Source organism: Aeromonas sp. R7-1, from assembly GCF_040908115.1.
Lineage (GTDB): Bacteria > Pseudomonadota > Gammaproteobacteria > Enterobacterales > Aeromonadaceae > Aeromonas > Aeromonas caviae.
The window spans coordinates 96,290-121,916 of record NZ_JBFODD010000030.1 but is presented as its reverse complement, the minus strand read 5'-3'; the positions used below and the strand labels follow the sequence as shown (position 1 = coordinate 121,916).

The following is a 25,627-nucleotide window of genomic DNA, read 5'->3' as shown; positions in this document are numbered from 1 at the left end:
GGATCCCCGGGATCCGGCGGCCTTCGAGATTAATGGGCAATGACGCCCCCCAGCCAGACATCTTTTGATAGAATCCCTTCCCGGCAACGCGGCGCCCACCGGCTCCTTTCATGGCTGGCACCACGGTGCGGCGCGTTCACCTCATCCTCTCGTGGTCAATGATTGACAGGAATGGCCCCAATGGCACCCAAACACAGCGAATTCATCCCTCTCAAGATCGCCGTCCTGACGGTTTCCGACAGTCGCACCGCTGCCGATGACAGCTCGGGGGACTATCTGGTCGAGGCCCTGACCCAGACTGGCCACGTGCTGGCCGACCGGGCGCTCTGCCCCGACAACCTGTTTCGCATCCGCGCCCAGGTGAGCGACTGGATTGCCGACGAGGGAGTCCAGGTGGTGCTCATCAACGGCGGCACCGGCTTCAACGAGCAGAACCGGGTGCCCGAGGCGGTCGGCGTGCTGTTCGAGCGCACGGTGCAGGGCTTTGGCGAGATGTTCCGCCAGCTCTCGTTTGCCGAGATAAAAGGCTCCGCCATGCAGAGCCGTGCCCTGGCAGGGCTCGCCAACCGCACCCTGATCTGCTGCCTGCCCGGCTCCACCGGCGCCTGCCGCCTGGGCTGGGAACAGCTTATCCGGGATCAGCTCGACGCCCGTACCCGGCCGTGCAACTTCGTGACCCATCTGTGATCCCGGGAGTAAACCCGGATCATCCATCTTATTTTTCGATAGGGGCATAGATGAACCTGACCCATCTCAACCAGAGCGGCGAGGCCCACATGGTGGATGTCACCGACAAGCAGGTGACCGAACGCGAGGCCCGCGCCGAGGCTTTCGTGACCATGGCCCCCGAGACCCTGGCGTTGATCCTGAGCGGTCAGCACCACAAGGGGGACGTGTTCGCCACCGCCCGCATCGCCGGCATCATGGCGGCCAAGAAGACCGCCGACCTCATTCCCCTGTGCCATCCCCTGGCCCTGACCCGGGTGGAGGTAGAGATAGCCCCCCAGGCGGCGCACAATCGGGTCCATATCCGTACCCTGTGCAAGCTCTCGGGCAAGACCGGGGTGGAGATGGAGGCGCTCACCGCCGCCTCGGTAGCGGCCCTGACCATCTACGACATGTGCAAGGCGGTGCAAAAGGACATGGTGATCGAGCAGGTGCGTCTGGTGGAGAAAAAGGGCGGCAAGTCCGGTCATTTCCAGCTGGGTGCGACCCAAGGAGAGCAGGCATGATCAAGGTTCTGTTTTTTGCCCAGGTGCGTGAGCTGGTCGGCTGCGACGAGCTCAGCCTGCCTTGCGACTACGCCAGTGCCGATGTCCTTCGCGCCGCCTTGAGCGAGCGAGGTGACAAGTGGGCGCTGGCGCTCGAATCCGGCAAGCTCCTAGTGGCGGTCAACCAGACCCTGGTACCGCTGGATACCCCCCTCCATGACGGGGATGAGGTCGCCTTCTTCCCGCCGGTGACCGGAGGCTGATGATGAGCGAGGCAACCATGATCGATCGCATCCTGGTGCAGCGGGATGACTTCTCGCTGGCCGACGAATATGCCCGCCTTGCTGCCCGGCAGGACACAGGCGCGATTGTCAGCTTTGTCGGCAAGGTGCGCGACTTCAATCAGGGGGAGCATGTGAAGGGGCTGGCCCTCGAACACTACCCCGGCATGACCGAGAAGGCGCTGACGAACATAGTGGCCGAGGCCCGCAGCCGCTGGCCGCTGCAGGAGTGCACCCTCATTCACCGCATCGGCGAGCTGCTGCTCGGGGATCAGATCGTGCTGGTGGTGGTGAGCAGCGCCCACCGCGAGGCGGCTTTCGAGGCCTGCCACTTCATCATGGATTTCTTGAAGACCCGGGCGCCGTTCTGGAAAAAAGAGCTGACCGCCGACGGGGTGCAACGCTGGGTCGAGGCCAGGGCGAGCGATGACGCCGCCCTGGCCCGCTGGCAACAAGGGGAGTGAGCCTCGGGCTCGTGTCAATCGATCCGGCCGTGCCGGAACATAAGGAGCAACGGAATGAAGAGATGGGTATCCCTGTTGGTGCTGGGCGCCGGCGCCATGTACAGCGGTGCTGTGCTGGCTGACGAGGTCAAGGTGGCGGTGGCGGCCAACTTCAAGGGCACCATAGAGCGCATCGGCAAGGAGTTCACCGCCAAGACCGGCCACAGCGTCGTCATCAGTTCGGCGGCCACCGGCGTGCTCTATACCCAGATCACCCACGGTGCGCCCTTCGATCTCTTCCTCTCGGCCGACGTGGCGACCCCTCAAAAGCTGGAGTCGGAAGGCAAGGGGAGCGAACGCTTCACCTATGCCATCGGTCAGCTCGGCCTCTGGCAGAAGGGGGGGCCTGCTCCCGACGAGGCCACCTTGCGCCACTGGCAGGGGGAGCTGGCCATCGCCAACCCCAAGACAGCGCCCTATGGCGCTGCCGCCATGGCGACCCTGGCTCATCTCAAGATCGATCCCAAGCAGTATCGGGTGCTGACCGGCACCAACATCAGCCAGACCTGGCAGTTCGTCGATACCGGCAATGCGAAGCTGGGCTTCGTCGCCTGGGCCAATCTGGTGGAGGCGGGCAAGACCGGCGAAGCCTGGGCGGTACCGGCCAGCTTCTATCCCCCCATCGAGCAGCAGGCCCTGGTGCTGAAGAAAGGGGCGGCGGTGGATGCCCTGGTCGCCTGGCTCAAGGGGCCGGGACAGGCGCAGATCAAGGCGGCGGGTTACGCCCTGCCGAAGTAAGCGCCCGGCGTCTGCCGGGATCCGGCCAGCCCCGTGCTGGCCAGATCCGGTGCCTGACGTGTCCCAAGGCGGCGCCCGTCATGACGGCGCCCTGTTTTTTATCGACACCCGAGAGGGGACCCTATGAGTGAAGGGGATCTGCTGGCGGTCTGGCTGACCCTGAAACTGGCGGCCAGTACCACTGCCATCCTGCTGCTGCTGTCGCCGCCGCTCGCCTGGTGGCTGTCTCGCAGCCAGCACCGGCTGCGCCCCCTGGTGGAAGCCATGGTGGCCCTGCCGCTGGTGCTGCCGCCCACCGTGCTCGGTTTCTATCTGCTGCTGGCCTTCTCCCCGGAGTACGGCCTCGGTGGCTGGTGGCGGGAGACCTTCGGAGCCCCGCTCGCCTTCAGTTTCCTCGGCCTGCTCATCGCCTCCGTCATCTATTCGCTCCCCTTCGTGGTACAACCCCTCACCTCCGCCTTCGTCAACATGGGCAACAAGGAGCTGGAGGCTGCCGCCACCCTGGGGATGGGCCCGTTTGAGCGCTTCTTTCGCATCATCCTGCCGATGACGCTGCCCAGCTTCGTGATGGCGGCGGCGCTGGGCTTTGCCCACACCCTGGGGGAGTTCGGGGTGGTGCTGATGATTGGCGGCAACATTCCCGGGGAGACCCAGGTGCTCTCCATCGCCCTGTTTGATCACGTGGAGGCGATGGATTACCAGAATGCCCATATTCTGGCAGGCGGCCTGATGGGCTTCTCCCTGGTGATGCTGGTGCTGGTCTACGGCGTGCTGCAACGTCGGCAACGGAGGCTGTTCGGATGAACCTCTACCTCAAGGCCAGACGTGATTTCGGCCCCTTCACCCTGGCGTGCGATCTGGCGTTGCCCCCAAGCCGCATCCTCGGCCTGTTCGGTCCTTCGGGCTGTGGCAAGAGCACCCTGCTGCGCATCATCGCCGGGCTCGACAGGGCCCCGGGCGATGCCCTGCGCTGGCAGGGGCGCGAGCTTGCAGCCCTGCCCCCCGAGGCGCGGCGCATCGGGCTGGTGTTTCAGGATGCTCGTCTCTTCCCCCACCTGAGCGTGCTCGGCAACCTGCAACTGGCGGCTCGCAAGGGGAGGGGGCGCTGGCAGCCAGAGGATCTGGCTGCGCGCCTCGGCTTTGCCGAGCTGCTGGGGCAACCAGCCCACGGCCTCTCCGGCGGGCAGCGTCAGCGGGTGGCATTGGCCAGGGCCTTGCTGGCCGAGCCCGACTTGCTGCTTCTGGATGAACCCTTCTCGGCGCTGGACAGGCGCAGCCGCATCCATCAGGCCCACGTGCTCAAGGGCTTGCAGCAGGAGAGCGGCATCCCCATGATCTTCGTCAGCCACGCCATGGAGGAGGTGAGCCTGCTCTGCGATGGACTGGTGCTGCTGGCAGAGGGACGGGTGGAGGCCCAGGGCACCCCAGAGGAGATCTTCGCCCGCACCGACCTGTCGCTGGCCAGTCGCGACGACGTCGGGGTCATGCTCTCGGCGACCCTGGCCCACTACGACGAGCACGAGCAGATGGCGACCCTGCGACTCGGGGAGCAGACCCTGATGGTGACCATGGAGCATGCCCCCGATGAAGCTGGCCCCTTGCAGATCAAGGTGGCGGCGCGGGATCTGGTGATCGCCACCGAGCCCATCGTGCACTCCAGCCTCTCCAACTGCCTCGAGACCCGGCTGCTGGAGGTGCGGGAGGTGCGACCCGGGCAGACCCTGTTGCAGTTGGCTCTCGGGCAGCAGATACTGCTGGCCCGGATCACCAGCCGCTCCGCGCAGCGGCTCGCCCTGACGCCGGCCATGCGCCTCTACGCCTACATCAAGGCGGTGAGCCTGGTGGGAGAGGGGTAGACGGGGGACCGGAGTACGGATTGGCTGGCCATGAGTGGCCGGCATGGCGTCGAGAAAGGGGGGACGGGTGCGTCGCAATCAGGTAATGAAATCCCATGGCTTGGCCCTGCGCAGTGCGGGGGAGGGGCCCTTGCTGCTCTTGCTGCACGGGCTGGGCTCTTCCAGCCTCGACTGGCAGGCGCAGATCGAGCGTTTTTCCGAGCGTTACCGGGTGGTGGCCATCGACTTGCGCGGCCACGGCCAGAGCATGCAGGAGGGGCCCTTTGACGTGCCCACCCTGGCGGCGGATGTGGCCCGCTGGCTCGACGAACAGCCCGAGCCTGCCTGGGTAGTGGGGTTGTCGCTCGGTGCCATGGTGGCGCTGGAGCTGGCGCTGCAACTGCCCCACAAGGTGCAGGGGCTGGTGCTGGTCAACGGCTTCAGCGAATTTCTGCTGGAGACGCCAAAGGAGCAGGAGCGCTATGCCATGCGCCTCAAGTGGCTGCGCTGGTTCGGCATGCGGCCGCTGGCGTGGTGGCTCGGTCGCGAGCTCTTTCCCGGCCCCGATCTCGCCCAGGTGCGCCACACCTTCCGGGGGCGCTTCGTGCGCAACAAAAAGAAGACCTACAAGGCGCTGCTGGAGGCGCTGCCCGGCTGGTCGGTGCGGGCTCGTCTCGGCACCCTCTGGCAGCCGGTGGCCATCATCTCCACCAGTCACGACTATCTGCCCCTGGCGCGGCGGGTGGAGCAGTTCGCCTCCCTGCCCAATGCCACCATCCACACCCCGGATGGTCACCACGCCTGGCCGGCGGAAGATCCCGCCGGGTTCAATCATTTGCTTCACCGGATTTTAGAAACCCATTAGACTTGTCGCCTTTTGACCTTGATCCCCCGTGTATGTATTGGTCCGATCGCCTTGCCAGTGGCAGATGGCAAGGCAATCGGACCCATCTTGCCCTATTGAACAGGTATTTCCTCATGTCTGAAGTAATGAAAATGGCCATCGACGATGGTTCAACCAACGTCAAGGTGAGCTGGATTGAGAACAAGGTGCTCAAGACCATCATCTCCCCCAACTCCTTTCGCAAGGATTGGAAGAGTGCCGCCTTGCGCAAGGACAAGAAGATCTACAACTACGAGATAGGCAACACCAAGTACACCTACGACGCCACCTCCGACAAGTCCCTGGCCACCACCCACGTGGAGTACCAGTACGACGATCTCAACCTGCTCTCCGTGCACCATGCCCTGTTGCAGACCGGCGTGACCCCCTGCGATGTGGCCATCACCGTGACCCTGCCCATCACCGAGTTCTACAACCCGGATGACTGTCAGCGCAACGAGGAGAAGATCGAGAAGAAGCGCCGCAACCTGATGCGGGCCATCAGCCTCAACAAGGGTGAGCTGTTCAACATCGTCAGCGTGGAGGTGATGCCGGAAAGCCTGCCGGCGGCGCTCTCCCGCCTGATTGGCTCGGGCTGCAACGAGTTCACCAAGACGCTGGTGATCGACTGCGGTGGCACCACCCTGGACATGGGGATCATCGTCGGCGAGTTTGACGACGTTTCCGATGTGTATGGCAACAACGAGATCGGCGTCTCCATGGTAACCGACGCGACCCGCAAGGCGCTGGCGGCGGCAGACAGCGATTCGAGCTATCTGGTGGCCAACGAATTCATCAAGCGCCGCCACGACATGAGCTTCGTGCGGGACGTGGTCAACGACGAGAGCCAGATCCCGAAGATCCTCGAGAAGATGCAGAACAAGATCGACGAGCTGGGATCCCAGGTGGCCCACGAGGCGAAGAAGTTCGCCAAGAACCCGAACCGGATCTATCTGGTCGGTGGCGGCGCGTCACTGATCGTCGATGCCATCAAGGCTGCCTATCCGACCCTGGGGGAGCGGGTGGAGCTGCTGGACGATGCCCAGTCCGCCCTGGCGCGGGAGATCTGCCTCTACACCACGGAAGAGGAAGAGGTGTACCGTGAGGCGCCCGTGATGGCCGAGGTCGGCGATGAGTAGTCAACTCAAGCGCATGACCTTCTCCATCTTCATGGATCCGGGTGCGCTGGAGTCTGATCGCTATGCGGCCGGGATCTTGCAAAGCTGGTATCAGCGGGCGCGCAAGATCCAGGACGACGTGGAGGAGTTCGACTTCTCCAAGAGCCGTTTTCACAAGGACATCTACCTGAGCGGCATGTTCCTGTATGTGCTGGCGCCGAGCCTGTGCAAGGGGATGGCCAATGCCTTCGGCCCGGAGCAGGTGAACCTCTCGACCCTGCGCCATGTCTTCGCCAGTTGCGGCTTCGATCTGGGGGAAGGGAGTGCGCCCGTGGCGACCGATACCCTGATCGATGAAATCGTGGCCAGGCTGGCTCCCCAGCTGGGGCAGGGAGACAACCGGGGGCTGGCGGATGAAATCGTTCAGCGTCTGGGTCAGCAGGCGGCGCCACTTCCGGACAGCCTGGTGGACGAGATTGTAAGCCGCATCGGCGAGCAGCAGCCCACCGGGCTCTGGGACGAGTTGAAGCAGGGGTTGCCGGCCCCGCTCGATCACGATCTGCTGGCAGAGGCCATCGCGGGCAAGCTGCCGACGGCGGGGGGAGAGGCGGATCTGGCCCCCCTTGCGGGCAGCATCCAGCTGCTCTCCCGCCAGTTGGAGGAGCAGTCCCGGCTCATTCGCGAGCAGCACCGCCTGATCCAGCGCCTGGCCAGCCAGCCCGCCCGGGGGGCTGGCTCGTCCGAGCTGGCCGAGCCCCTCATCGAAGATCTCTCGAACCAGGTGGCGAGCATGAAGAAGGTCAAGGCGAAGGGGATCTTCTAGGCCCTTTGTGACGACCCGCAGCCCAATGAAAAAAGCCGAACCCCGGGGTTCGGCTTTTTTGTGGGCGCTGCTCAGGGCCTTGAGCAGACCGGGCAGTCGGGGCGTTTGGGAAGCTTCAGCTCGCGAAAGCTGCCACCCAGACCGTCGATCACCAGCAGGCGGCCGCTGTAGCTTTTGCCCAGGCCCGCCAGCAGCTTGATGGCTTCGAGCGCCTGCAGGCTGCCCACCAGTCCCACCACGGGGGCCAGTACCCCCGCCTCGACACAGGTGAGGGCCTGATCGCCAAAGAGGGCGCTGAGACAGGCGTAGCAGGGTTCATCCTCCTGCCAGGTGAAACTGCAGAGCTGCCCCTCCAGCCGGATGGCGGCGCCGCTGACCAGGGGCACCTTGTGCTGGCGGGCACGCTGGTTCAGGAGGTTGCGGATGGCGACGTTGTCGGTGCAGTCGAGCACCAGCTGATGGCCTGGCAGCAGGGCATCGAGCAGCGCCTCGTCGGCGAGGGCGGCGTGGGTCTCCACCTCGAGCCAGGGGGTAAGGGCGCGCAGGGACGTCGCCGCGGACTCCACCTTGAGCTGGCCGATGCGCGCGTCGCTGTGCAGCACCTGGCGCTGCAAATTGGAGAGCTCCACCCGATCGAAATCCACCAGGGTGAGGTGGCCGACCCCGGCCACCGCCAGATACTGGCTGGCGGCGCAGCCGAGGCCCCCGGCGCCGATGACCAGCACGCGTGACTGCTTGAGCGCCTCCTGCCCCTCGAAGTCGAAGGATTTGAGCACGATCTGGCGGTTGTAGCGAAGGAGTTCTGCGTCGCTCAGGATCTCGCTCACAGCAGCAGCCCCGAGAAGGGCTCGACGGTGACCGTCTCACCGGCGGCCACCTTGCCGCGCTCCTGCTCGAGCACGATGTAGCAGTTGGCCCGGGACAGGGAGCTGAACACCCCGGAGTCCTGGGAGCCGGTGCTGCGTACCTCGAGGCCATTCGGGCCCACGCTCAGGATGCCGCGCTGGAAGTCCAGGCGCCCCGGGCTCTTCTTGAGCGGCTCTGTCGCCAGGGCCTGGAGGGGGTGCGGGCGTGCAAACTGCTGACCGGCCAGTCTGGCCAGGGCCGGTTGCACCAGCTGATCGAAGGTGACCATGGCGGAGACCGGGTTGCCCGGCAGACCGAAGAACCAGGCGTTTGGCAACCGGCCAAAGGCGAAGGGTTTGCCCGGCTTGATGGCGAGCTTCCAGAAGCCAATTTCCCCGAGCTCTTCGAGCAGTTGCTTGGTGAAGTCCGCTTCCCCCACCGAGACTCCCCCGGTGGTGATCAGGGCATCGGCCTCGCGGTCGGCCTGCAAGAAGGCGGCGCGCAGGGCCGCCGGATCGTCGGGGATGATGCCAAGGTCCAGGCACTCACAGCCCATGCGGTTCAGCATCGCCTTGACCCCGTAGCGGTTGGAGTCGTAGATGTCCCCGTGCTGGAGCGGGGTGCCCAGAGGCTTGAGCTCGTCCCCTGTGCTGAAGATGGCGACCTTGAGGGGACGGCGCACCGTGACGTTCGCGATGCCAAGGGAGGCGAGCAGCGGCAGCTCTCTGGGACTCAGGCGCAGGCCGCTTTCGAGCACCCTGTCACCCTGCGCCAGATCCTCGCCGCGGCGACGGATGTTCTGGCCGGCAACGGGGCGGGTCAGGAAAGTGATCCCGTTGTCGCCGGCTTGCGTTTCTTCCTGCATCACCACAGCGTCTGCACCCGGGGGCACAGGGGCCCCGGTCATGATGCGGATGCAGTGGCCGGCGGGCCACTCCCCCTCATAGGGCTGGCCCGCAAAGGCCTTGCCCGCCACGGGGAGCGGCACCCCGGCGGCGAGATCCGCCAGGCGCACGGCATAGCCGTCCATGGCGGCGTTGTCGAAGGGGGGGACGAAGAGGGGGGAGCTTATCTCCTCGGCCAGGATCCGATCCAGCGCCTGGGGCAGGGGCAACCGCTCCGTCTCGCAGCAGCAGGTGAGTTGTTCCAGCATCCCTTGCAGGGCCTTGTCCAAGGGGAGGAGTGCACCGGTATCGAATCCCATCATCATGACCTCTCTGGTGTGTAGGGGGCGGATTATCCCAAAAATCCGCTCCGATGGGCAGGCCGAAGGTGCGGTAATGGGGGGCAGATGCCCCGGTGTGATCGGATTATGGGGCGCTATCCCGTTGAATTACCTCCTGATGAGTAACCAGAGCGAGGCTTGTGCGAGATGGTGGCTGGGGAAGAGGCGGCACGGCCGTGCGCCTTGCCCCCGAATGGGCAGGCCGGTGCGGACAAAACGGGGTGGTTTGGCATAAAGTCGGGCACCGGGCTTGAGTTAGACAGAATTATGACAATAATCGCCCTGTAAGATTGCGCCGCGGCACCATGCCGCAGGCCAGCACAGTCCCTGAGCGTGGGAGAGAAACACGATGACGAGCTTAAGCCAGGAAGCCCTGTTGGTCAGGGCGGCGCTCGAGGCCGAGGGCCTTGAGACACCTCTGGTGGCCAATGAATTGAGCGGCCAGCAGAAAAAGGAAAAAATCGAAGGTCATATGCGCGCCATCATGGAGACGCTGGGACTGGATCTGGCCGACGACAGTCTGGCCGAGACCCCGCACCGCATTGCCAAGATGTACGTGAACGAGATCTTCTCCGGCCTCGACTATGCCACCTTCCCCAAGGTGACGGTGATAGAGAACAAGATGAAGGTGGACGAGATGATCATGGTGCGGGACATCAGCCTCACCAGCACCTGCGAGCACCACTTCGTCACCATAGACGGCTTTGCCCACGTGGCCTACATTCCCCGCGGCAAGGTGATTGGCCTGTCGAAGATCAACCGCATCGTGCAGTTCTTCGCCCGCCGCCCCCAGGTACAGGAGCGGCTGACCCAGCAGATCCTGCTGGCGTTGCAGACCCTGCTTGGCACCAGGGACGTGGCCATCAGCATCAAGGCGACCCACTTCTGCGTGAAGGCCCGTGGCGTGATGGACTCCACCTCCTACACCACCACCACCTCCCTGGGCGGCGTCTTCAAGACCCAGCCCGACACCCGCGCCGAGTTCCTCGGTGGTCTGAAAGGGTAGTGCTCCCGGGGCCTGTCGCCGACAGGCCCCGTCTCCTTTCCCTCACTTTTTTTGAAAAATACCTAAAGTTGTGACCGTGCCGGTCGCTATGGCTCTCCGTGTTGTCGGACGGTCTGGTTGACGCCGACACCCCGGGCCCGCCCTTGTGCGCGCCGACAGGGACGAGATGTGCTGCCAAGGAGGGTAGTGAAGGCGCAGGCCAGGCCTGCACCCAGCAATGCCACTTGTTTTCCCCCATGCAGGACATGCCATGAACACCATGACGATAGGCAAAAAACTTACCGCCGGCTTTGCCGTACTCGGCCTGATGATGGCCTTTATCGGCGGCTTCTCGCTGTTTGAATTCAGCAAGATGAACCGCGCCGCCATCGGCTTTACCGACAGTATCCTGCCCGCCGTCGTGCGCACCAGCACCCTCGGCGAGACCATCAATGCCCTGCGCCGCTACGAACTGGATGTCTTCCTGGTGGCGGACGATGCCCAGCAGAAGGCCCGCTATCGCAATGAGAGCGAGAAGAGCCTGCAAGAGGCTGCGCGCCAGATAGTGGCCCACGATGGCACCATCTGGGCGGAGGATCGGGAGGAGCGCCGCGCCTTTGACATCGTCAAGGCGGACTGGGAGAGGTATATCGCCCTGCACCAGCGCATCCGGCAGATGCAGGACTCGGGACAGATGGCTGAAGCCCAGCACCTCTTCATGGGGGAGGGGGTCACCCTCTATACCAATCTGACCAAGTCGGTGGGTGAGCTTATCCGCATCAACCACGGCTACTCCGTGGGCTCCCGTGCCGAGGTGGTGGACGCCTTTGACAGCGCCAAACTGAGCGTGACCCTGGCCCTGGTGATAGGCCTGGCCCTGGTTGTCGCCCTCTCGGTGGTGCTGACCCGCCAGATCCGCGACCCGCTCATCATGCTGGCCCGTCAGGCCCAGCGCATCGCGAGCGGCGATCTCGGCCGGGGCGAGCTGCAGGAGTGGGTCCGCGGCAACCGCTTCAACCGCGACGAGCTGGGTCAGCTGGGGTCGGCCATCGACCGGATGCAGGGGGCACTGGCAGAGCTGGTGAGCGAAATCTCCGGCTCGGTGAGCCAGCTCAGCAGCGCGGTAGAGGAGGTGAGCGCCATCTCCGAGCAGTCCGCCAAAGGCATGGCAAGCCAGCAGGGAGAGGTCTCTCAGGTCGCCACCGCCATGAACGAGATGCAGTCCACCGTCAATGAGGTGGCTCGCAACACCACGGACGCCATGGGGGCGGCCAAGCAGGCTTCCCGCACCTCCACCCAGGGCAACCAGGTGGTACGCAGCGCCATCGGCAGCATAGAGCAGGTCTCCCGTCAGATAGAGCAGGCCGGGGGCGTGGTGCAGCAATTGGAGACCGACAGCGCCAGCATCAGCATGGTGCTGGACGTGATTCGCGGCATCGCCGAGCAGACCAACCTGCTGGCCCTCAACGCGGCCATCGAAGCGGCCCGGGCCGGCGAGCAGGGCCGTGGCTTTGCGGTGGTGGCGGACGAGGTGCGCAGTCTGGCCCAGCGCACCCAGGCATCCACCGCCGAGATCAGCAAGATGATCGAAGTGCTTCAGGAGCGTACCGCCGAGGCGGGCAGCGCCATGCAGCTGAGCCGTCAGCAGATGCAGGAGAGCGTGGAGCTGGCGCGGGAGGCGGGGAGCAGCATCGACAGCATCAACGGTGCCGTCACCCAGATCACCGACATGAACACCCTGATCGCCACCGCCACCGAGCAGCAGAACGCGGTCACCGAAGAGCTCAACCGCAGCATCGTCAAGATCCACACCGCCGCCGACGAGAATGCCCAGGGGGCGCAGCAGACCGCCCAGGCCTGTGTCGAGCTGAGCAAGCTGGCCAATACCCTGCACCATATGACCCAGCGTTTTACCCTGTAAGCCTTGTTCGGCAGATAGCAGAAGGCCCCGCCAATCGGCGGGGCCTTGTTGTTTCTGGCTGGACCTGGGCGCCGTCAGCTCAGGCCGACAATCTCCCCGTCATCGTCGATGTCGATATGGTGTTCAGGGAGGGCAGGCTGCCAGCCTGTACGTCAGCTCAGGCCGACAATGTCGCCGTCATCGTCGATGTCGATATGGTGTTCAGGGACGGCAGACTGCCAGCCTGTACGTCAGCTCAGGCCGACAATGTCGCCGTCATCGTTGATGTCGATATGGCGATAGGCCGGCAGGCTGCCCAGGCCCGGCATGGTCATGATGGGGCCCGCCAGGGCATAGACGAAGCCTGCCCCCGCGCAGAGTTTCACCTCCTCGATGGGGACCTCGAAGTCCGTCGGCACGCCCTTCCTGGCCGGGTCATGGCTCAGGGAGAGCGGCGTCTTGGCCATACAGACGGGCAGGTGATCCTGACCCTCTGCCGAGAGTCTGGCCAGTTGCTGGCGCGCCTTGTCCGAGAGGGTGACGCCCCGGCCGCCATAGCCGCACTCCACCAGGGTGGCGAGCTTGGCGGCAAGGCTCATCTCATCGGGGTAGAGCAGCCTGACCTCACTGGGCTGCTTGCAGGCCGCCACCACGGCGTGAGCCAGATCCGCCGCACCCGCGCCACCGTCAGTGAAGGCCCGGGAGAGGGCGACGCCACAGGCACCGGCCTGGCGCGCCGCCGCCTCCAGCAGGGCCAGCTCGGCGTCGCTGTCGGTGGGGAAGCGGTTGATGGCGACCACCACGGGCACCCCGTAACGGCGGGCGTTGTGAATATGCCAGGCGAGGTTGGCGCACCCCGCTGTCAGGGTGGGGAGATCTTCCCCTTGCAGGCTGGCCGGCAGCGGCTGGCCCGGCCGGATGTCAAGCAGGCCGCTGTTGGCCTTGAGGCCGCGCACCGTGGCCACCAGCACCACGCAGGCGGGGGCGAGGCCGGATTGGCGATACTTGATGTTGAAGAACTTCTCCAGCCCCATGTCGGAGCCAAAACCCGCCTCGGTCACCACGTAGTCGGCAAGACCCAGCGCCATGCGATCGGCGATGACGGAGGAGTTGCCGTGGGCGATGTTGGCAAAGGGGCCGGCGTGGACCAGCACAGGGGTCTGCTCCGTGGTCTGCATCAGGGTGGGCTTGAGGGCGTCTTTGAGCAGCACCGTCATGGCCCCCGCCACTTCCAGCTGCTCGGCGGTGATGGGCTTGCCGCGCAGGTCGAGGGCGAGCTGGATGCGGCCGATACGCGCGCGCAAGTCCTTGAGATCCCTGGCCAGCGCCAGAATGGCCATCAGCTCGGAGGCGGCGGTGATGACGAAGCGATCGGGGCGCTCGACCCCATCGGCAGCGCCGCCCTGGCCGAGGGTGAGGTGGCGAAGCGCCCGGTCGTTCATGTCGAGGGTGCGTGGCCAGAGGATGTTGTCTGCATCGATATCGAGCCGCGCCAGGCCGGTTCTGGCGCTGAACTGGTCACCGAGTTTGCGTTCATGGAACAGGCGGGCATCCAAGGCGGCAGAGGCCAGGTTGTGGGCGGCGGTGAGGGCGTGAAAATCCCCGGTGAGATGGAGGTTCATCTCCTCCATCGGCACCACCTGGGCCATGCCGCCCCCGGCGGCGCCCCCCTTGACCCCGAAGACGGGGCCGAGGCTCGGCTGGCGAATGGTGGCGATGCTGGGCTGGCCGATGTGGTTGAGCCCCATGGAGAGGCCGATCGTGGTGACCGTCTTGCCCTCCCCAAGGGGGGTGGGCGTGATGGCGCTCACCAGCACCAGCTTGCCGGGCTCGCGGGCGGGGGCGTGATGGAGCAGCGCGAGGTCGAGTTTGCCCTTGTAATGGCCGTGGGGGTGGAGATGGGCGGCCGCTATGCCGAGCTGAGCTGCCACCTCGGCGATGGGCAGGCGGGGGGACTGGCGGGAGATCTCGATATCGCTTAGCATCAGCACCTCGTTGGCATGTCAGGTCAAATATGCGGCGAAGTCTAGAGGAATCAACAGGGTAATCCAATGAGCAATACTATTTTATCCGGCAGTCGTGAGCCCCATCAAAGCCCCATCCTGCTGGATCTCAACGCCCTCTATCACCCGCCCAAACGGCCCCTCACCGCCCTTGGCATCGTCAGCGCCTTCATCCCGCTCTTTGGCTACGGCTGGCAGGCGATGACCCAGGATCCCGAGACCCACTTTCGTCACGAGCTCGGCAAGCGCATCAACAAGCACAAGAGCGACGAGGCGAACCTCGCCCTGATGATGCAGTTGGCGGCCATGCTGGATTGCCACTGCCTGCACGTCACCCTGCCCTATGCGCTGGGGGAGGCCGAGCTCGCCGCCTTGCGCCAGCGTCTGCCACGCTGGCAGATGAGCCAGCAGGATCACCTGCTGGTGGCCGAGCTGATGCCCACCCCCTGAGCCCGGGCTCAGGTCTCCCTGTCCCAGTAGTGGGGCGCCAGGTAGCGCTCCTGCACGAACTCGATGAAGCAGCGCACCTTGGCCGACACGAAACGGCGGTGCGGATAGAGGGCATAGAGCCCCACCTGCCCCTTCTCCCACTCCAGCAACAAGGGGACCAGCGCCCCCGAGCGCAGCGCATCCCCCACGATGAAGGTGGGCTGCAAGATGATGCCCTGGTGGTCGCAGGCGGCCCGGGTCAGGGCCACCCCGTTGTTGGCGCGAAGGGGCCCCTGGGGGCGAATGCTGTGCTCCTCCCCATCCCGTTTGAAGACCCAGTCTGGCTGGGTCAGGGTGTAGATGAGGCAGTCGTGCTGCTTGAGATCCTCCGGGGTCTTCGGCCTGCCCCGGCGGGCCAGGTAGTCGGGGCTGGCGCACACCACCATCTTCATCATGGCGAGCGGCTTGGCCACCAGGGAGGAGTCCGGCAGGTTGCCGATGCGCAGGGCCAGATCGAACCCCTCCTCCACCAGGGCCACCCGCCGGTCGCTGTACTCAATCTCGAGCTTCAAGTCCGGGTAGCGCTCGCGAAACAGGGGCAGGGCGGGGGAGAGGTGCAGGTAGCCGAAATCCATGGGCACCGAGAGCTTGAGGGTGCCCTGGGGCTGCTGGTTGTTGTGGGTGAGCTGGCTGTGGGTCTCTTCGAGCTCCGCCAGCAGGGCCAGGGAGCGCTGGTAGTAGAACTGGCCCGCCTCGGTGGGGTTGACCTGGCGGGTGGTGCGCGACAACAGCCGGGTGGAGAGGGACTCCTCGAGCTGCTGCATCAGCTTGGAGGTCATGGCGACCGAGATCCCGAGCTGGTGGGCGGCCTTGGTGAAGCTCTGGCACTCCACCACCTTGATGAAGGTGCGCATGGCGGCTATCTGATCCATATTCCACTCTCGGTTGATAATTATTTTAATAAATCGATGATTATCTATTCTCGATAGGAGGTTAGCATTTTGGACACCGTTGTGAACCCCCAATGAAGGAACGATCGGAATGAAAATGACCAAGGCCCTGCTGGCCTCCTGCCTGTTTATGGCGGCTCCCCTGATGGCTGCCGATTACGATGTCGATGCAGCGCACACCACAGTCCAGTTCAAGGTGGGCCACCTCGGCTTCTCCGAACTGGTCGGCCGGTTCAACACCTTCAGTGGCACCTTCAGCATGGACGACGCCAACCCGGCGGCGGCCAAGGCGAGCTTCGAAATCGATGCCGCCAGCGTGGACTCCAACCACGAGGCCCGCGACAAGCACCTGCGCAGCCCCGACTTCCTGGACGTGAAGCAGTACCCCAAGATGACCTTCGTCAGCACCGGCTATGAAGGCACCAAGGACAAAGGCGTGCTCAAGGGCACCCTGACCCTGCACGGCGTGTCCAAGGACGTGGCCTTCGACCTGGTCCACATTGGCGAGGGCAAGGATCCCTGGGGCGGCTACCGCAGCGGCTTCAACGCCACCACCACCATCAAGCGCAGCGAGTTCGGCGTGAACTACATGGTGCCGAACATCCCTGACGAGATGACCATCAACCTGTTCGTTGAAGGCGTGCGCAAGTAATGGGCGCAGCACTCCTGCTTCAAACCCTGGCGGCTCCTTTAGGGGCCGCTTTGCTGTCATGGCGCTGGCCGCGGCTGGGCTATCTGTGGGGCGCCCTGGGGATCTGGCTGGTGGGTTGCCTGCTGGGCGGTGCCTATGGCCTGCCGGTCAAGGCGTGGCAGTGGCTGCCGCTGACCCTGCTGGTGCCCGCCCTGACCCAGGGTACCAGCAAGGGGATCGCCCTCGCGCTGTTCGGGGTGCTGGGCGCCCTGGTGTGGTGGCAGGGGCTGGCCTCCGTGCTGGCGAGCGAGCCCGGGATCTGGCTGGCCCTGCTGCCCGCCATCCTCTGGTCTGGCTGGACGAGCTGGCGTGGTGACAGCGAGGAGGGGCTCGGCTTCGCCCTGGCCTTCATCTGGCTGGCGCTGGTCATCGGCATCGATGGCAGCCTGCTCATCGCCCAGCTGACGGGGGCCCTGGCCGCGTTTGCCGGATTCCGTGCCCTGCTCGGCGCCTTTGCAGGGGTCAAGGTGACCCCGGCTGCCCTGGGGCTTTCACTCGCCTTCGTGCAGATGCTCGCCTGGCAGTACGTGGAAGTGCCCCTGCTGGTGCTGCTGCCGGTCTGGCTGTTGCCGCTGCTGGAACGTGCCCTGCACGGGCGCCCGGGACTCTCTCGCTGGGGGGTCTTGATCCTGGTGGCGGCCGTCGGTGCCGGAGTGAGTCTGTGGTGGGTATGGCCAGAGGCGTCACTTTACTGATTTCTGCATGAAAAACAGGCTATTACCTTAGAAATTGATGGGCTTGTCAAAGTCTGGACAGATAAAGATTGAGACCCATGGTGCTTTCGGATAAAAAGGATTTTCAATTATCTGGATACACACAGAACCCGGCTATGCCGGGTTCTGTTTGCCTGCTTTCCCGCGGCACGCTAAGGAGGCCACAGTTGCGCAGTCAGGGATCTGAGCATCTGTTTTTTCGCCATTTCACCGAACAGGGATGTCTTGGGGATCTCTGCATCCTGCTGGTGACCCACCTGCTTCCCGACAGACCCGACTTCATCCAGGTGCTCGATCGGGTGGGCCGGGTCGGTGCCATCCTGCCCAAACCCAAGTCCGTGCATGGACCGACCCTGGCCTGGGCCCAGCAGCACTACCCCGTGCTGCCCCTCAATCGCCACTGGACCTCGGATCCCGGTGAGGTGATCGCCCAGATTGCCCCCCTGGTGATGTCCCACGAGCGGCTCATCATCCTCGACATCGGCGGCTACTTCGCCAAGAGCCAGGCGGTACTGGCCGAGCACTTTGGCGCCCGCTTCATCGGGGTGGTGGAGATGACCGAGAACGGCCATCAGCGGTATGAACAGGAGTCCCTGGCGGCCCCCGTCATCTCGGTGGCCCGCAGCCCCCTCAAGCAGGCGGAAGATATCCAGATCGGCCTGAGCGTGGTCTACTCCGCGGAGTCCCTGGCGCGTACCCTGAGGCGTACCTTCAACGTCTGCCAGGCCGCCCTGTTCGGCTATGGCAAGGTGGGGCGCAGCATCGCCCGGGAACTGCGCTGTCGCAACCTGCATCTGGAGCTGGTGGAGACGGATGCCCTGCGCCAGGTGGAGGCGCTCTCCCACGGCTTCAAGCTGGTGAACAAGGCCGAGGCCCTGGGCCGCGCCGAGCTGGTGATCTGCTCCACCGGCAACGGCTCCCTCGATATATCCGATCTGCAGGCCCTGCGCCCCGGCGCCATGCTGGCCTCGGTCACCTCCGCCGACGACGAATTCGCCTTCAGCCTCGCCCAGCTGCCCTGGCCGAGCGAGGAGGTGTGTCCCCATGTGCTGGCCCTGACCCGGCCGGACGGCAGCACCATCTTTTTGCTCAACCGGGGGGAGGCGGTCAACTTCGTCCACGGCGCCGTCATCGGCGAATATGTCTACCTCGTGCTGGCGGAGATCATCGAAGGGGTGCACCAACTGGCCCATCAGGCATCCACCCCGGGCCTTCACGAACTGCCCCAGGCCACCATGCAGCGTATCGCTCGCCACTGGTTGACCGATTTTCACGGAGTCACCCCATGACAGATACCCATTTGCCCCTTGCGAAACCGCGCATCGAAATCCGTTACTGCACCCTCTGCCGCTGGATGCTGCGAGCCGCCTGGCTCGCCCAGGAGCTGCTCTCCACCTTCGACGGCGAACTGGGCGAGGTGGCCCTGGTGCCCGCCAGCAAGGGGGAGTTTCGCATCCTGGTGGACGGGGTACTGGTGTGGGACAGGGTGGCCGACGAGGGCTTCCCCGAGGCCAAGGAGATCAAGCAGCGGGTACGGGATGTCATCGCCCCGGAGCGGGATCTCGGCCATGCGGATCGCAAACCCGCAGCCGAGTAGGCGGCATCACCCATGATGTGAAAGAGGGAGGCGCAGGCCTCCCTTTTTCGTTGCGGCCCCCGGTCAACGGTCGCCAGAGGTGGCCAGCGCTTCCCCGGCGGGGAGGCCGATATAGCGGGCCCGCTTGTGGGGCTTGATGCGGCTCACGTCCACCCACACCAGGCCGTCGATGCAGTGGTTGAAGTCCGGATCGATGCCAAAGTCCATGAACTGCACCCCCCCCGGCTCGCACAGCTCGGCGTACTGCTTGTAGAGGGTGGGAATGGCACAGCCCAGGTTGTCGAGCCCGGCCTTGAGCACCTTGAGGTCGTCCCCGTAATCGCGCCCCTCGAACAGCGTCGGCGTGGCGGGATAGGGGCGGCGGGAAGGGGCGAGGGCAAGGGCGGGGGCGAAGTGCTGGCGATAGAAGCTCACCAGCAGATCCTTGGCCGCTGGTGGCAGGCTGCCGGAGAGGGTGACGGGCCCGAACAGGTAGCGGTATTGGGGATAGCGGGCCAGATAGGCCCCGATGCCGAACCAGAGGTAATCGAGCCCCCGCTTGCCCCAGTAGGCGGGCTGGATGAAGCTGCGGCCAAGCTCGATGGCCTGTTCCAGCCGGGGCAGCAGCTTCTCTTCGAAGCCGAACAGGGTGTGGCTGTAGAGGCCATCCAGCCCCTTGCTGGCCAGCCGTTCGGCCACCGGGGCGAAACGGTAAGCGCCGATGATGTCGAGGCGGGCGGGATCCCAGAGGATGAGGTGGTGATAGTCATCGTCGAAGGCATCGAGATCCCGCCGCTTGCCCGACCCTTCCCCCACCGCCCGAAAGGCGATCTCCCGCAGGCGCCCCAGCTCACGCAGGATCACCGAGTGGCTCTGCTCGTGGCGGCGATAGAGCAGGATGCGCTGGCCGTCCGGGGTCTGGCCGAGCAGCTCGCACCCGTCGATGGCCTGTTTCAGCAGGCGGCGATCCTCTGGCAGGGCGATGGGGGCCTCGGTCTGCAACCGTCCCGCCTTGCCCCGAGCGATTCGGTAGAGGTGGCCGCGCACCAGCCGGGCCGCCGTCTTGGCCGGCAGCTCCTGAAAACTGGCGAGGGGAATGCGCGCCCCTATGGTCACAGGCAGCGTCTGCCCCTGCTGGCGAAACAGCTGGCGTACCAGCAGCAGGGCGGAGGCGGGCTTGTTGAGCCAGGAGGCGAGATAGAACCAGAGGCTGTTGCGCCCTCCCAGGTGAATGGGCACCAGGGGCGTTCGGGTGCGTTGGGCCAGCTTGATGAAGCCGGCCTGCCAGGGGCCATCCTTCACCCCCTTGGGGCCGAGGCGGGAGACCTCGCCTGCGGGGAAGATAACCAGGGCCCCGTCGGCGGCGAGGTGTTCGTTCATGGCGAGGATGGCCTGCCTGTCGGTCTTGCCCCCCAGGTTGTCCACCGGCAATAGCAAAGGGCGCAGCGGTGCGAGCTGGGCCAGCACCTGGTTGGCCACTATCTTGACGTCGGGGCGAATGCGCCCGATGAGGCGCAGCAGGGCCAGCCCGTCCAGGGAGCCGATGGGGTGGTTGGCGACAAGAATGACCCGGCCGCTGGCGGGAATGTGCTCGAGCTCGGCCTCGCTCACCCGGTAGTCGAAGTGGAGCTCGGTGAGGGCCTGCTCGACGAAGTCCAGACCGCGCAGGTGGGGATGGCGCGCGGCAAAGCGGGTGAAGGCCTCCTCATGCAGCAACCAGCTCAGCCCCTGCCTCATCAGGGGACGGAGGAGGGGCTGGCTGGCGAGGTGGGGCAGGTGCTGCCCCAACAGGGTATCGACGTCGAACATGGGCAAGGCTCCGCTGAACTTTGCCCCAGCTTGACGCCCCTGCGTGCCTTTCGTGTGTCGGTTGGGTGACGGTTTGATGACGGGGCGAGCCCCGTCCTTGCCCCCTTACTCTGCCCGCCAGGCAGAGGTGAGGCGCACCAGCGCCACCAGGGTGGCGACCGCTTTTTCCATGGATTGCAGGGGGATGAACTCGTGCTTGCCGTGGAAGTTGTGGCCGCCGGTGAACAGGTTCGGGCAGGGCAGCCCCATGAAGGAGAGCCGGGCGCCGTCGGTGCCGCCGCGAATGGGTTTGATCTTGGGCACCACGTCGGCGGCCTCCATGGCGGCTTTGGCCAGCTCGACGATGTGGGGATGGGGCGCTATCTGGCTGCGCATGTTGCGGTAGTTGTCCACTATTTCCAGGGTGATGCGCGCTCTGGGGGCGTCCAGCTGAAGGGAGGCGACCCGCTCCTTGAGCTGGGCCTTGCGGGCGGCGAAGCAGTCATCGTCGAAGTCGCGGATGAGGTAGTGCAGGGTGGTCTCCTCCACCGTGCCCTCCATCCGGGCCAGGTGGAAGAAGCCCTCATACCCCTGGGTGCACTCCGGGGTCTGTTCGGCGGGCATGGCGGCATGGAAGCGGGCGGCCAGGGTCTGGCTGTTGATCATGCTGCCCTTGGCGGTGCCGGGGTGGACGTTGTTGCCTGTGATGCGCACCGTGGCGCTGGCGGCGTTGAAGTTCTCGCATTCGAGCTCGCCGAGCTCGCCGCCATCCACCGTGTAGGCCCACTTGGCCGGGAAGCGGTCCAGCGGGAAGCGGTCGGCACCGCGCCCTATCTCCTCGTCCGGGGTAAAGCCGACCCAGACATCGCCACGGGGGATCTCGGGGTGAGCCTGCAGGTATTCCACGGCGGTGAGGATCTCGGCGATGCCCGCCTTGTCGTCGGCCCCCAGCAGGGTGGTGCCGTCGGTGGTGATGAGATCCTGCCCCAGGTAGTTTTTCAGGAAGCGGTACTGGCGGATGGCCAGCACCTCGTCCCCTTTGCCAAGGCAGATATCGCCCCCCTGATAGTGCTCGACTATCTGGGGAACGACGCATTCGGCCTCGTAATCGGCGGTGTCCATGTGGGCGATGAGCCCGATGGCGGGGGCATCCGGCTGGTTGCCCGGCAGGCAGGCGGTGAGGTAGCCATGCTCGTCCAGGGTGACCTGGCTCAGCCCCATCTGCGTCATTTCGTCGCACAGGGCCCGGGCGAAGAGGCGCTGTCCCTCGCTGCTGGGGCAGTCAGGATTGGTCGCATCGGAGCGGGTATGAAAGGTGAGGTAGTGGAGAAAGCGCGAAAGCAGGGTGTTCATGGGCAAGCCTCGGGTCACGAAAGAGGAGTCATTGTGGCCAAGACGGCGGCGCCGCTTATTGCGTCAGCGCAGTTTTTGATGACTTTGTGGGGGAGAGGAGGGCCATCGAAGGGGAGGGGCGGGGATCATTGCTCGGCAGTTTGCATAAAAATTCCAAAATGAAAACTGGTTAAGCAATTGCGGAAAAGCTGAATTTCCCCTCGGCCCAGCGCTGGCAAGGGGTGACCCAAAAAGCGTGACGTGTTGGTTATTTTCATCGCCTCGCCCACGCACTCCCATCCCCCGCCATCCCAGAGCCCGCCTTGCTGGCAGCGAGATTTTGCCCCCCGATGAAAACCCGTTTTTTAACACGATTTTTTATTGTCACTGGCTGCGGTAAGTGTGTACACTCCGCGCCGATCCAAGGGCAACCCTGCGCAGGCCGTGTCCGCCAGACCCGCAGGATCATGACGCCTATAGGGCGAGGCACGCAGAAACGACAGACACTGCTGGGGAATGGTTTCTTTAATACCGGTTAGGCTCCGGTATCAGGGAGAACAACGGACTCTCATCTTTCAGCTGACCGAGTGGGCTTCGGGCTCATCATCTCCCTTGTCATGGGCGGTCACTGGCGTTGAGCGGGTCGTAGTGGTTGTCGTCCATCAACACGATGCGTGCTGACGTCTTCCCTTCTCTTCCTTGAAACCCTCTCCTGTCCGTCGGGATGGCTGCCGAATGATGAACAAACGGCGTGGCTGATGCCGATTGTCATCAAAGTACCGCGGTACGCCGGCAAGGTGTTACCGCATACCGTTGAGCTTGATGTAAAGCCACCAGCCCCACATCAAGACTCGTTACTTCCCAAGATCCACCAGGCAGCCTTGGCTTGCCGCGATGTGCAATGAACAGGATGTGGCGGAGCATGCTCCGTTGCGGGTCCAACGTCAGCAGGCCGCTCTGGCTTGCCGCATTTTGCAATCAATGGTCTGGATGTGATTGAGGGTAACGAAGGCGGCCCACGGCCGCTCATTTGCGAGGCATAGCCCATGACTAACTGGTCCAGCAAGGACTCCTTGAAGGTCTACAACGTTCCCTACTGGGGTGCGGGTTTTTTCAATATCAATGACGCCGGTCATGTGACCGTCTCTCCCGACAAGTCTCGCCCCGAGGCTCAGATCGTGCTGTCCGAGGCCATCGAGCAACTGCGCCAGTCCGGGCTGACCACGCCGGTGTTGTTGCGTTTCCCCGACATCCTCAAGAGCCGGGTCGATGCGCTGTTCAACGCCTTCGGTCAGGCCATCGAAAAGTCAGGCTATGAAGGGGATTACCTGTGCGTTTACCCCATCAAGGTAAACCAGCAGCGCCGCGTCATCGAGACCATCAGTCAGTCCTACAGCGACAAGCCCCGGCTTGGGCTGGAAGCGGGCTCCAAGCCCGAGTTGCTGGCCGTGCTGTCCCATCATCATGAGCAAGGGTCCGTGATCGTCTGCAACGGTTACAAGGACCGCGAATACATCCGCCACGCCCTCCTGGGCAACCTGATGGGCCACAAGGTCTACATCGTGGTGGAGAAGCCCTCCGAGCTGGAAATGGTGCTCGACGAGTCTGCTCGTCTCAACATCAAGCCCAACATCGGGGTGCGCGCCCGTCTGGCGTCCACCGGCTCCGGCATGTGGGAATCGAGCGGCGGTTCCATGTCCAAGTTCGGTCTCTCCGCCTCCCAGATCCTGGCGCTGGTGGAGCGTCTGCGCAGCCTCGGCAAGCTGGACTGCCTGCAACTGCTGCACTTCCACCTGGGCTCCCAGATCGCCAACATCCGCGACATCCAGGGCGGCATCCGCGAGTGCGGCCGCTTCTACGCCGAGCTGTGCCGTCTTGGCGCCAAGGTCGAGGTGGTGGACGTGGGCGGCGGCCTGGGTGTGGACTACGAGGGCACCCGTTCCCAGAGCCACTGCTCCGCGAACTACAGCCTCTCCGAGTACGCCAACAACGTGGTCTGGGGCATCGGCGATGTGTGCCGCGAGTTCGACCTGCCGCACCCGACCATCATCAGCGAGTCCGGCCGTGCCCTGACTGCGCACCACGCCGTGCTGGTCACCAACATCATTGGTGCCGAAGGGGTGGAGGTGAACGACATCAGCGCCCCGGACGAAGACGCGCCCACCATCTTGCAGAACATGTGGAAAGGCTGGCTGGACCTGCGCGGGGAAGATCCCTCCCTGCTGGAGATCTTCCACGACTCCGTGGCGGATCTCGGTGACGTCAACGCCCAGTACACCATGGGCCTCTTGAACCTGGAGCAGCGCGCCTGGGCCGAGATGCTGCACCAGAACACCTGTCTGGCGCTCAAGGAGCTGCTGAACCCGGTCAACCGCAACCACCGCGCCCTGGCCGACGAGCTCTCCGAGAAACTGGCTGACAAGTGCTTTGCCAACTTCTCCCTGTTCCAGTCCCTGCCCGATGCCTGGGGCATAGGTCAGGTGTTCCCGGTGATGCCGCTCTCCGGCCTCGAGCGTCCGCTCACCCGCCGCGGTATCCTGATGGACATCACCTGTGACTCCGACGGTCAGGTGGAGCACTACGTCGACGGTCTGGGGGTGGAAAGCACCCTGCCGATGCCGGTCTACGGTGAAGGCGAAGAGTGCCACGTCGGCTTCTTCCTGGTGGGTGCCTATCAGGAGATCCTAGGGGATCTGCACAACCTGTTCGGTGACACCCACTGCGCGGAAGTGTGGCTGGATGAAGAAGGCAAGATGGACATCCGCAACGTGGTGCGTGGCGACACCGTCGACCAGCTGCTGCGTTACGTCAACATCGACCCGTCCGTGATCCGCGAGAACTACCAGCGCATCGTCTCCCACCCGGCGCTGGACGACGAGACCCGCAAGGCCCTGCTCGACGAGCTGGAGCTGGGTCTGCAAGGCTACGCCTACCTGGAAGACGAATAAGCCAGCGGCTTGTTCCCCGTCGGTCAAATGACGGACATGAAAAACGGCGCCTTCGGGCGCCGTTTTTGTTGCGCTGTTGCCTGGCTGGGGCCGGTTGGCGGGCTCGGTCACCCGGGCTGGGGGCATCCCGCCCCGGGCAGATCCGGCCACTGCCCGCTTCTGCCCGCCACCTCCCTTGATCCAGGTCAAGGGGGACTCGGGCCGCTTATTTTACGGTCAAGGGTGATGTTGGTGAATGACACATAAGGATGTGCGTATGGAACTCAAGAGGGACCCGAGATGCTATACCGACGTCTGTATCGACGGTAAGTGGTATCACTACGATCACTGCAGCACTCACGTTTATATGCTGATGGGGGGCGCCGCCCCCAGCCTGCAGCTTGCCCATGAACCCGGCAGTGAAGAGGAGCTGGTGGAGATGCTCCGCCAGCACCCCCAACGCTGACTGCCCGCGGGCCATCGGGGGTATCGTCCCGGCGTCCCGCCTTGCTCAGCCCGCCTTGCGGCCCAGGATCTTCTTGCCCATCTCCAGCAAGGCCGTTGCCGCCGCATAGGTCTCGTCTGACTTGCCTATCTCGTCAGCCACGTAGAGAAAGCCGGATCTGTACTTCTCCACCGCCTCGCGGGGAGTGGCCGCGTCGATGAAATCCTCTTCCACCTCGAACCCTTGCGTCAGCAGCGCCTCCTTCTCCGTGAGGAAGGTGGGGGAGGCCATGTCGACATAGGTATATTGCTGACGGCGGGAGGCGGGGACGCTGAAGAACTGGTATCTGGCCATGGATGTGGCTCCTCTGAACGGGTGATCTGCCATGGGGGCGCTCGATGCGCCCGGCAAGATAAAGGAGCATT

General features: G+C 64.5%; 26 protein-coding genes. 19 read left to right on the top strand and 7 right to left on the bottom strand.

The genetic code is table 11. The features are described from left to right. Positions 1-180: 180 nt before the first annotated feature. The 10 genes from moaB to AB5Y51_RS06985 all read left to right on the top strand — a co-directional run bounded on the left by moaB (position 181) and on the right by AB5Y51_RS06985 (position 7,392). Positions 181-687: a molybdenum cofactor biosynthesis protein B gene (gene moaB / locus AB5Y51_RS07030; RefSeq protein WP_039038846.1), complete on the top strand. Its 507-nt coding sequence runs from the start codon at positions 181-183 to the stop codon at positions 685-687. A gap of 50 nt (positions 688-737) precedes the next feature. Next, positions 738-1,232 (top strand): cyclic pyranopterin monophosphate synthase MoaC, encoded by a 495-nt coding sequence (moaC, locus tag AB5Y51_RS07025; RefSeq protein ID WP_210600193.1) that lies wholly within the window; start codon positions 738-740, stop codon positions 1,230-1,232. Further along, positions 1,229-1,474: a molybdopterin synthase sulfur carrier subunit gene (gene moaD / locus AB5Y51_RS07020; RefSeq protein WP_048207331.1), complete on the top strand. Its 246-nt coding sequence runs from the start codon at positions 1,229-1,231 to the stop codon at positions 1,472-1,474. The genes moaC and moaD overlap by 4 nt, the downstream gene beginning before the upstream one ends. Positions 1,475-1,476: 2 nt before the next feature. Continuing rightward, positions 1,477-1,956, top strand: coding sequence for a molybdopterin synthase catalytic subunit MoaE (gene moaE, locus AB5Y51_RS07015; protein ID WP_134997092.1), 480 nt, complete (start codon positions 1,477-1,479; stop codon positions 1,954-1,956). Between the two features lie 54 nt (positions 1,957-2,010). Next, positions 2,011-2,733, top strand: coding sequence for a molybdate ABC transporter substrate-binding protein (gene modA / locus AB5Y51_RS07010; protein WP_368178210.1), 723 nt, complete (start codon positions 2,011-2,013; stop codon positions 2,731-2,733). A gap of 123 nt (positions 2,734-2,856) precedes the next feature. After that, positions 2,857-3,537 (top strand): molybdate ABC transporter permease subunit, encoded by a 681-nt coding sequence (gene modB, locus AB5Y51_RS07005; RefSeq protein WP_010674165.1) that lies wholly within the window; start codon positions 2,857-2,859, stop codon positions 3,535-3,537. Continuing rightward, on the top strand, positions 3,534-4,589 hold the full coding sequence (gene modC / locus AB5Y51_RS07000; RefSeq protein WP_323888931.1) for a molybdenum ABC transporter ATP-binding protein: 1,056 nt from the start codon (positions 3,534-3,536) through the stop codon (positions 4,587-4,589). Before modB ends, modC begins: the two co-directional genes overlap by 4 nt. Before the next feature lie 67 nt (positions 4,590-4,656). Beyond that, positions 4,657-5,433 (top strand): alpha/beta fold hydrolase, encoded by a 777-nt coding sequence (locus AB5Y51_RS06995; RefSeq protein WP_042017457.1) that lies wholly within the window; start codon positions 4,657-4,659, stop codon positions 5,431-5,433. 113 nt (positions 5,434-5,546) lie between these two features. Then, complete coding sequence (gene parM, locus AB5Y51_RS06990) at positions 5,547-6,590, top strand: plasmid segregation protein ParM domain-containing protein (RefSeq protein WP_223302530.1); 1,044 nt, start codon at positions 5,547-5,549, stop codon at positions 6,588-6,590. Continuing rightward, positions 6,583-7,392: a hypothetical protein gene (locus AB5Y51_RS06985; protein WP_368178209.1), complete on the top strand. Its 810-nt coding sequence runs from the start codon at positions 6,583-6,585 to the stop codon at positions 7,390-7,392. Before parM ends, AB5Y51_RS06985 begins: the two co-directional genes overlap by 8 nt. Before the next feature lie 71 nt (positions 7,393-7,463). On the opposite strand, the gene moeB is transcribed toward AB5Y51_RS06985, so the two are convergent. Both moeB and moeA read right to left on the bottom strand, forming a co-directional pair. Then, positions 7,464-8,219: a molybdopterin-synthase adenylyltransferase MoeB gene (gene moeB / locus AB5Y51_RS06980; RefSeq protein ID WP_368178208.1), complete on the bottom strand. Its 756-nt coding sequence runs from the start codon at positions 8,217-8,219 to the stop codon at positions 7,464-7,466. Then, on the bottom strand, positions 8,216-9,442 hold the full coding sequence (moeA, locus tag AB5Y51_RS06975) for a molybdopterin molybdotransferase MoeA (protein ID WP_368178212.1): 1,227 nt from the start codon (positions 9,440-9,442) through the stop codon (positions 8,216-8,218). The genes moeB and moeA overlap by 4 nt, the downstream gene beginning before the upstream one ends. A 370-nt stretch (positions 9,443-9,812) precedes the next feature. Here moeA and folE point away from each other — a divergent pair, with 370 nt between their 5' ends. Beyond that, complete coding sequence (folE, locus tag AB5Y51_RS06970; RefSeq protein ID WP_010674171.1) at positions 9,813-10,469, top strand: GTP cyclohydrolase I FolE; 657 nt, start codon at positions 9,813-9,815, stop codon at positions 10,467-10,469. Positions 10,470-10,719: 250 nt separating this feature from the next. Then, entirely contained in the window at positions 10,720-12,369 is a 1,650-nt protein-coding gene (locus tag AB5Y51_RS06965; protein ID WP_323879385.1) for a methyl-accepting chemotaxis protein, read from the top strand. A 230-nt stretch (positions 12,370-12,599) separates the two neighbouring features. Here AB5Y51_RS06965 and AB5Y51_RS06960 read toward each other — a convergent pair whose 3' ends face one another. Continuing rightward, complete coding sequence (locus AB5Y51_RS06960) at positions 12,600-14,333, bottom strand: formate--tetrahydrofolate ligase (RefSeq protein WP_368178207.1); 1,734 nt, start codon at positions 14,331-14,333, stop codon at positions 12,600-12,602. 66 nt (positions 14,334-14,399) lie between these two features. On the opposite strand from AB5Y51_RS06960, the gene AB5Y51_RS06955 reads away from it, so the two are divergent. Further along, complete coding sequence (locus AB5Y51_RS06955; protein WP_010674174.1) at positions 14,400-14,801, top strand: hypothetical protein; 402 nt, start codon at positions 14,400-14,402, stop codon at positions 14,799-14,801. An 8-nt stretch (positions 14,802-14,809) separates the two neighbouring features. Here the strand turns inward: AB5Y51_RS06955 and AB5Y51_RS06950 are convergent, their stop codons facing one another. Next, positions 14,810-15,712, bottom strand: coding sequence for a LysR family transcriptional regulator (locus AB5Y51_RS06950; protein ID WP_039038856.1), 903 nt, complete (start codon positions 15,710-15,712; stop codon positions 14,810-14,812). A 109-nt stretch (positions 15,713-15,821) separates the two neighbouring features. Between AB5Y51_RS06950 and AB5Y51_RS06945 the strand changes: the two genes are divergently transcribed. The 4 genes from AB5Y51_RS06945 (at position 15,822) to AB5Y51_RS06930 (ending at position 18,731) form a co-directional block, all read left to right on the top strand. Then, positions 15,822-16,382, top strand: coding sequence for a YceI family protein (locus AB5Y51_RS06945; RefSeq protein ID WP_010674176.1), 561 nt, complete (start codon positions 15,822-15,824; stop codon positions 16,380-16,382). Next, positions 16,382-17,116, top strand: a complete 735-nt coding sequence (locus AB5Y51_RS06940; RefSeq protein ID WP_161653365.1) for a hypothetical protein — start codon at positions 16,382-16,384, stop codon at positions 17,114-17,116. The genes AB5Y51_RS06945 and AB5Y51_RS06940 overlap by 1 nt, the downstream gene beginning before the upstream one ends. Before the next feature lie 185 nt (positions 17,117-17,301). Continuing rightward, positions 17,302-18,423: an adenosylhomocysteinase gene (locus AB5Y51_RS06935; RefSeq protein ID WP_010674178.1), complete on the top strand. Its 1,122-nt coding sequence runs from the start codon at positions 17,302-17,304 to the stop codon at positions 18,421-18,423. After that, a complete protein-coding gene (locus AB5Y51_RS06930; protein ID WP_010674179.1) occupies positions 18,420-18,731 on the top strand; it encodes a SelT/SelW/SelH family protein in 312 nt (103 codons plus the stop codon). The genes AB5Y51_RS06935 and AB5Y51_RS06930 overlap by 4 nt, the downstream gene beginning before the upstream one ends. 63 nt (positions 18,732-18,794) lie before the next feature. Here AB5Y51_RS06930 and AB5Y51_RS06925 read toward each other — a convergent pair whose 3' ends face one another. Both AB5Y51_RS06925 and pepT read right to left on the bottom strand, forming a co-directional pair. Continuing rightward, complete coding sequence (locus AB5Y51_RS06925) at positions 18,795-20,519, bottom strand: lysophospholipid acyltransferase family protein (protein WP_368178206.1); 1,725 nt, start codon at positions 20,517-20,519, stop codon at positions 18,795-18,797. Between the two features lie 105 nt (positions 20,520-20,624). Then, positions 20,625-21,851 (bottom strand): peptidase T, encoded by a 1,227-nt coding sequence (gene pepT, locus AB5Y51_RS06920; RefSeq protein WP_042865220.1) that lies wholly within the window; start codon positions 21,849-21,851, stop codon positions 20,625-20,627. 1,025 nt (positions 21,852-22,876) lie between these two features. On the opposite strand from pepT, the gene speA reads away from it, so the two are divergent. Both speA and AB5Y51_RS06910 read left to right on the top strand, forming a co-directional pair. Then, positions 22,877-24,778 carry a biosynthetic arginine decarboxylase gene (gene speA / locus AB5Y51_RS06915; protein WP_368178205.1) on the top strand — a complete coding sequence of 634 codons (1,902 nt, stop codon included), beginning with the start codon at positions 22,877-22,879 and terminating at the stop codon, positions 24,776-24,778. A gap of 256 nt (positions 24,779-25,034) precedes the next feature. Further along, complete coding sequence (locus AB5Y51_RS06910; protein ID WP_010674183.1) at positions 25,035-25,223, top strand: hypothetical protein; 189 nt, start codon at positions 25,035-25,037, stop codon at positions 25,221-25,223. 45 nt (positions 25,224-25,268) lie between these two features. On the opposite strand, the gene AB5Y51_RS06905 is transcribed toward AB5Y51_RS06910, so the two are convergent. After that, positions 25,269-25,556, bottom strand: a complete 288-nt coding sequence (locus AB5Y51_RS06905) for a hypothetical protein (RefSeq protein ID WP_042882535.1) — start codon at positions 25,554-25,556, stop codon at positions 25,269-25,271. Between the last annotated feature and the right edge of the window lie 71 nt (positions 25,557-25,627).

What these genes read in the sequence shown, in the direction of transcription:
- modB (WP_010674165.1), top strand. Translation starts at nt 2,857, where the DNA reads ATGAGTGAAGGGGATCTGCTGGCGGTCTGGCTGACCCTGAAACTGGCG.
- AB5Y51_RS06930 (WP_010674179.1), top strand. Translation starts at nt 18,420, where the DNA reads ATGACAGATACCCATTTGCCCCTTGCGAAACCGCGCATCGAAATCCGT.
- moaE (WP_134997092.1), top strand. Translation starts at nt 1,477, where the DNA reads ATGAGCGAGGCAACCATGATCGATCGCATCCTGGTGCAGCGGGATGAC.
- speA (WP_368178205.1), top strand. Translation starts at nt 22,877, where the DNA reads ATGACTAACTGGTCCAGCAAGGACTCCTTGAAGGTCTACAACGTTCCC.
- AB5Y51_RS06925 (WP_368178206.1), bottom strand. Translation starts at nt 20,519, where the DNA reads ATGTTCGACGTCGATACCCTGTTGGGGCAGCACCTGCCCCACCTCGCC.
- AB5Y51_RS06945 (WP_010674176.1), top strand. Translation starts at nt 15,822, where the DNA reads ATGAAAATGACCAAGGCCCTGCTGGCCTCCTGCCTGTTTATGGCGGCT.
- AB5Y51_RS06965 (WP_323879385.1), top strand. Translation starts at nt 10,720, where the DNA reads ATGAACACCATGACGATAGGCAAAAAACTTACCGCCGGCTTTGCCGTA.
- AB5Y51_RS06985 (WP_368178209.1), top strand. Translation starts at nt 6,583, where the DNA reads ATGAGTAGTCAACTCAAGCGCATGACCTTCTCCATCTTCATGGATCCG.
- moaC (WP_210600193.1), top strand. Translation starts at nt 738, where the DNA reads ATGAACCTGACCCATCTCAACCAGAGCGGCGAGGCCCACATGGTGGAT.
- AB5Y51_RS06960 (WP_368178207.1), bottom strand. Translation starts at nt 14,333, where the DNA reads ATGCTAAGCGATATCGAGATCTCCCGCCAGTCCCCCCGCCTGCCCATC.
- AB5Y51_RS06940 (WP_161653365.1), top strand. Translation starts at nt 16,382, where the DNA reads ATGGGCGCAGCACTCCTGCTTCAAACCCTGGCGGCTCCTTTAGGGGCC.
- moaD (WP_048207331.1), top strand. Translation starts at nt 1,229, where the DNA reads ATGATCAAGGTTCTGTTTTTTGCCCAGGTGCGTGAGCTGGTCGGCTGC.
- pepT (WP_042865220.1), bottom strand. Translation starts at nt 21,851, where the DNA reads ATGAACACCCTGCTTTCGCGCTTTCTCCACTACCTCACCTTTCATACC.
- AB5Y51_RS06950 (WP_039038856.1), bottom strand. Translation starts at nt 15,712, where the DNA reads ATGGATCAGATAGCCGCCATGCGCACCTTCATCAAGGTGGTGGAGTGC.
- modA (WP_368178210.1), top strand. Translation starts at nt 2,011, where the DNA reads ATGAAGAGATGGGTATCCCTGTTGGTGCTGGGCGCCGGCGCCATGTAC.
- modC (WP_323888931.1), top strand. Translation starts at nt 3,534, where the DNA reads ATGAACCTCTACCTCAAGGCCAGACGTGATTTCGGCCCCTTCACCCTG.
- AB5Y51_RS06910 (WP_010674183.1), top strand. Translation starts at nt 25,035, where the DNA reads ATGGAACTCAAGAGGGACCCGAGATGCTATACCGACGTCTGTATCGAC.
- moaB (WP_039038846.1), top strand. Translation starts at nt 181, where the DNA reads ATGGCACCCAAACACAGCGAATTCATCCCTCTCAAGATCGCCGTCCTG.
- AB5Y51_RS06905 (WP_042882535.1), bottom strand. Translation starts at nt 25,556, where the DNA reads ATGGCCAGATACCAGTTCTTCAGCGTCCCCGCCTCCCGCCGTCAGCAA.
- folE (WP_010674171.1), top strand. Translation starts at nt 9,813, where the DNA reads ATGACGAGCTTAAGCCAGGAAGCCCTGTTGGTCAGGGCGGCGCTCGAG.
- parM (WP_223302530.1), top strand. Translation starts at nt 5,547, where the DNA reads ATGTCTGAAGTAATGAAAATGGCCATCGACGATGGTTCAACCAACGTC.
- moeA (WP_368178212.1), bottom strand. Translation starts at nt 9,442, where the DNA reads ATGGGATTCGATACCGGTGCACTCCTCCCCTTGGACAAGGCCCTGCAA.
- AB5Y51_RS06955 (WP_010674174.1), top strand. Translation starts at nt 14,400, where the DNA reads ATGAGCAATACTATTTTATCCGGCAGTCGTGAGCCCCATCAAAGCCCC.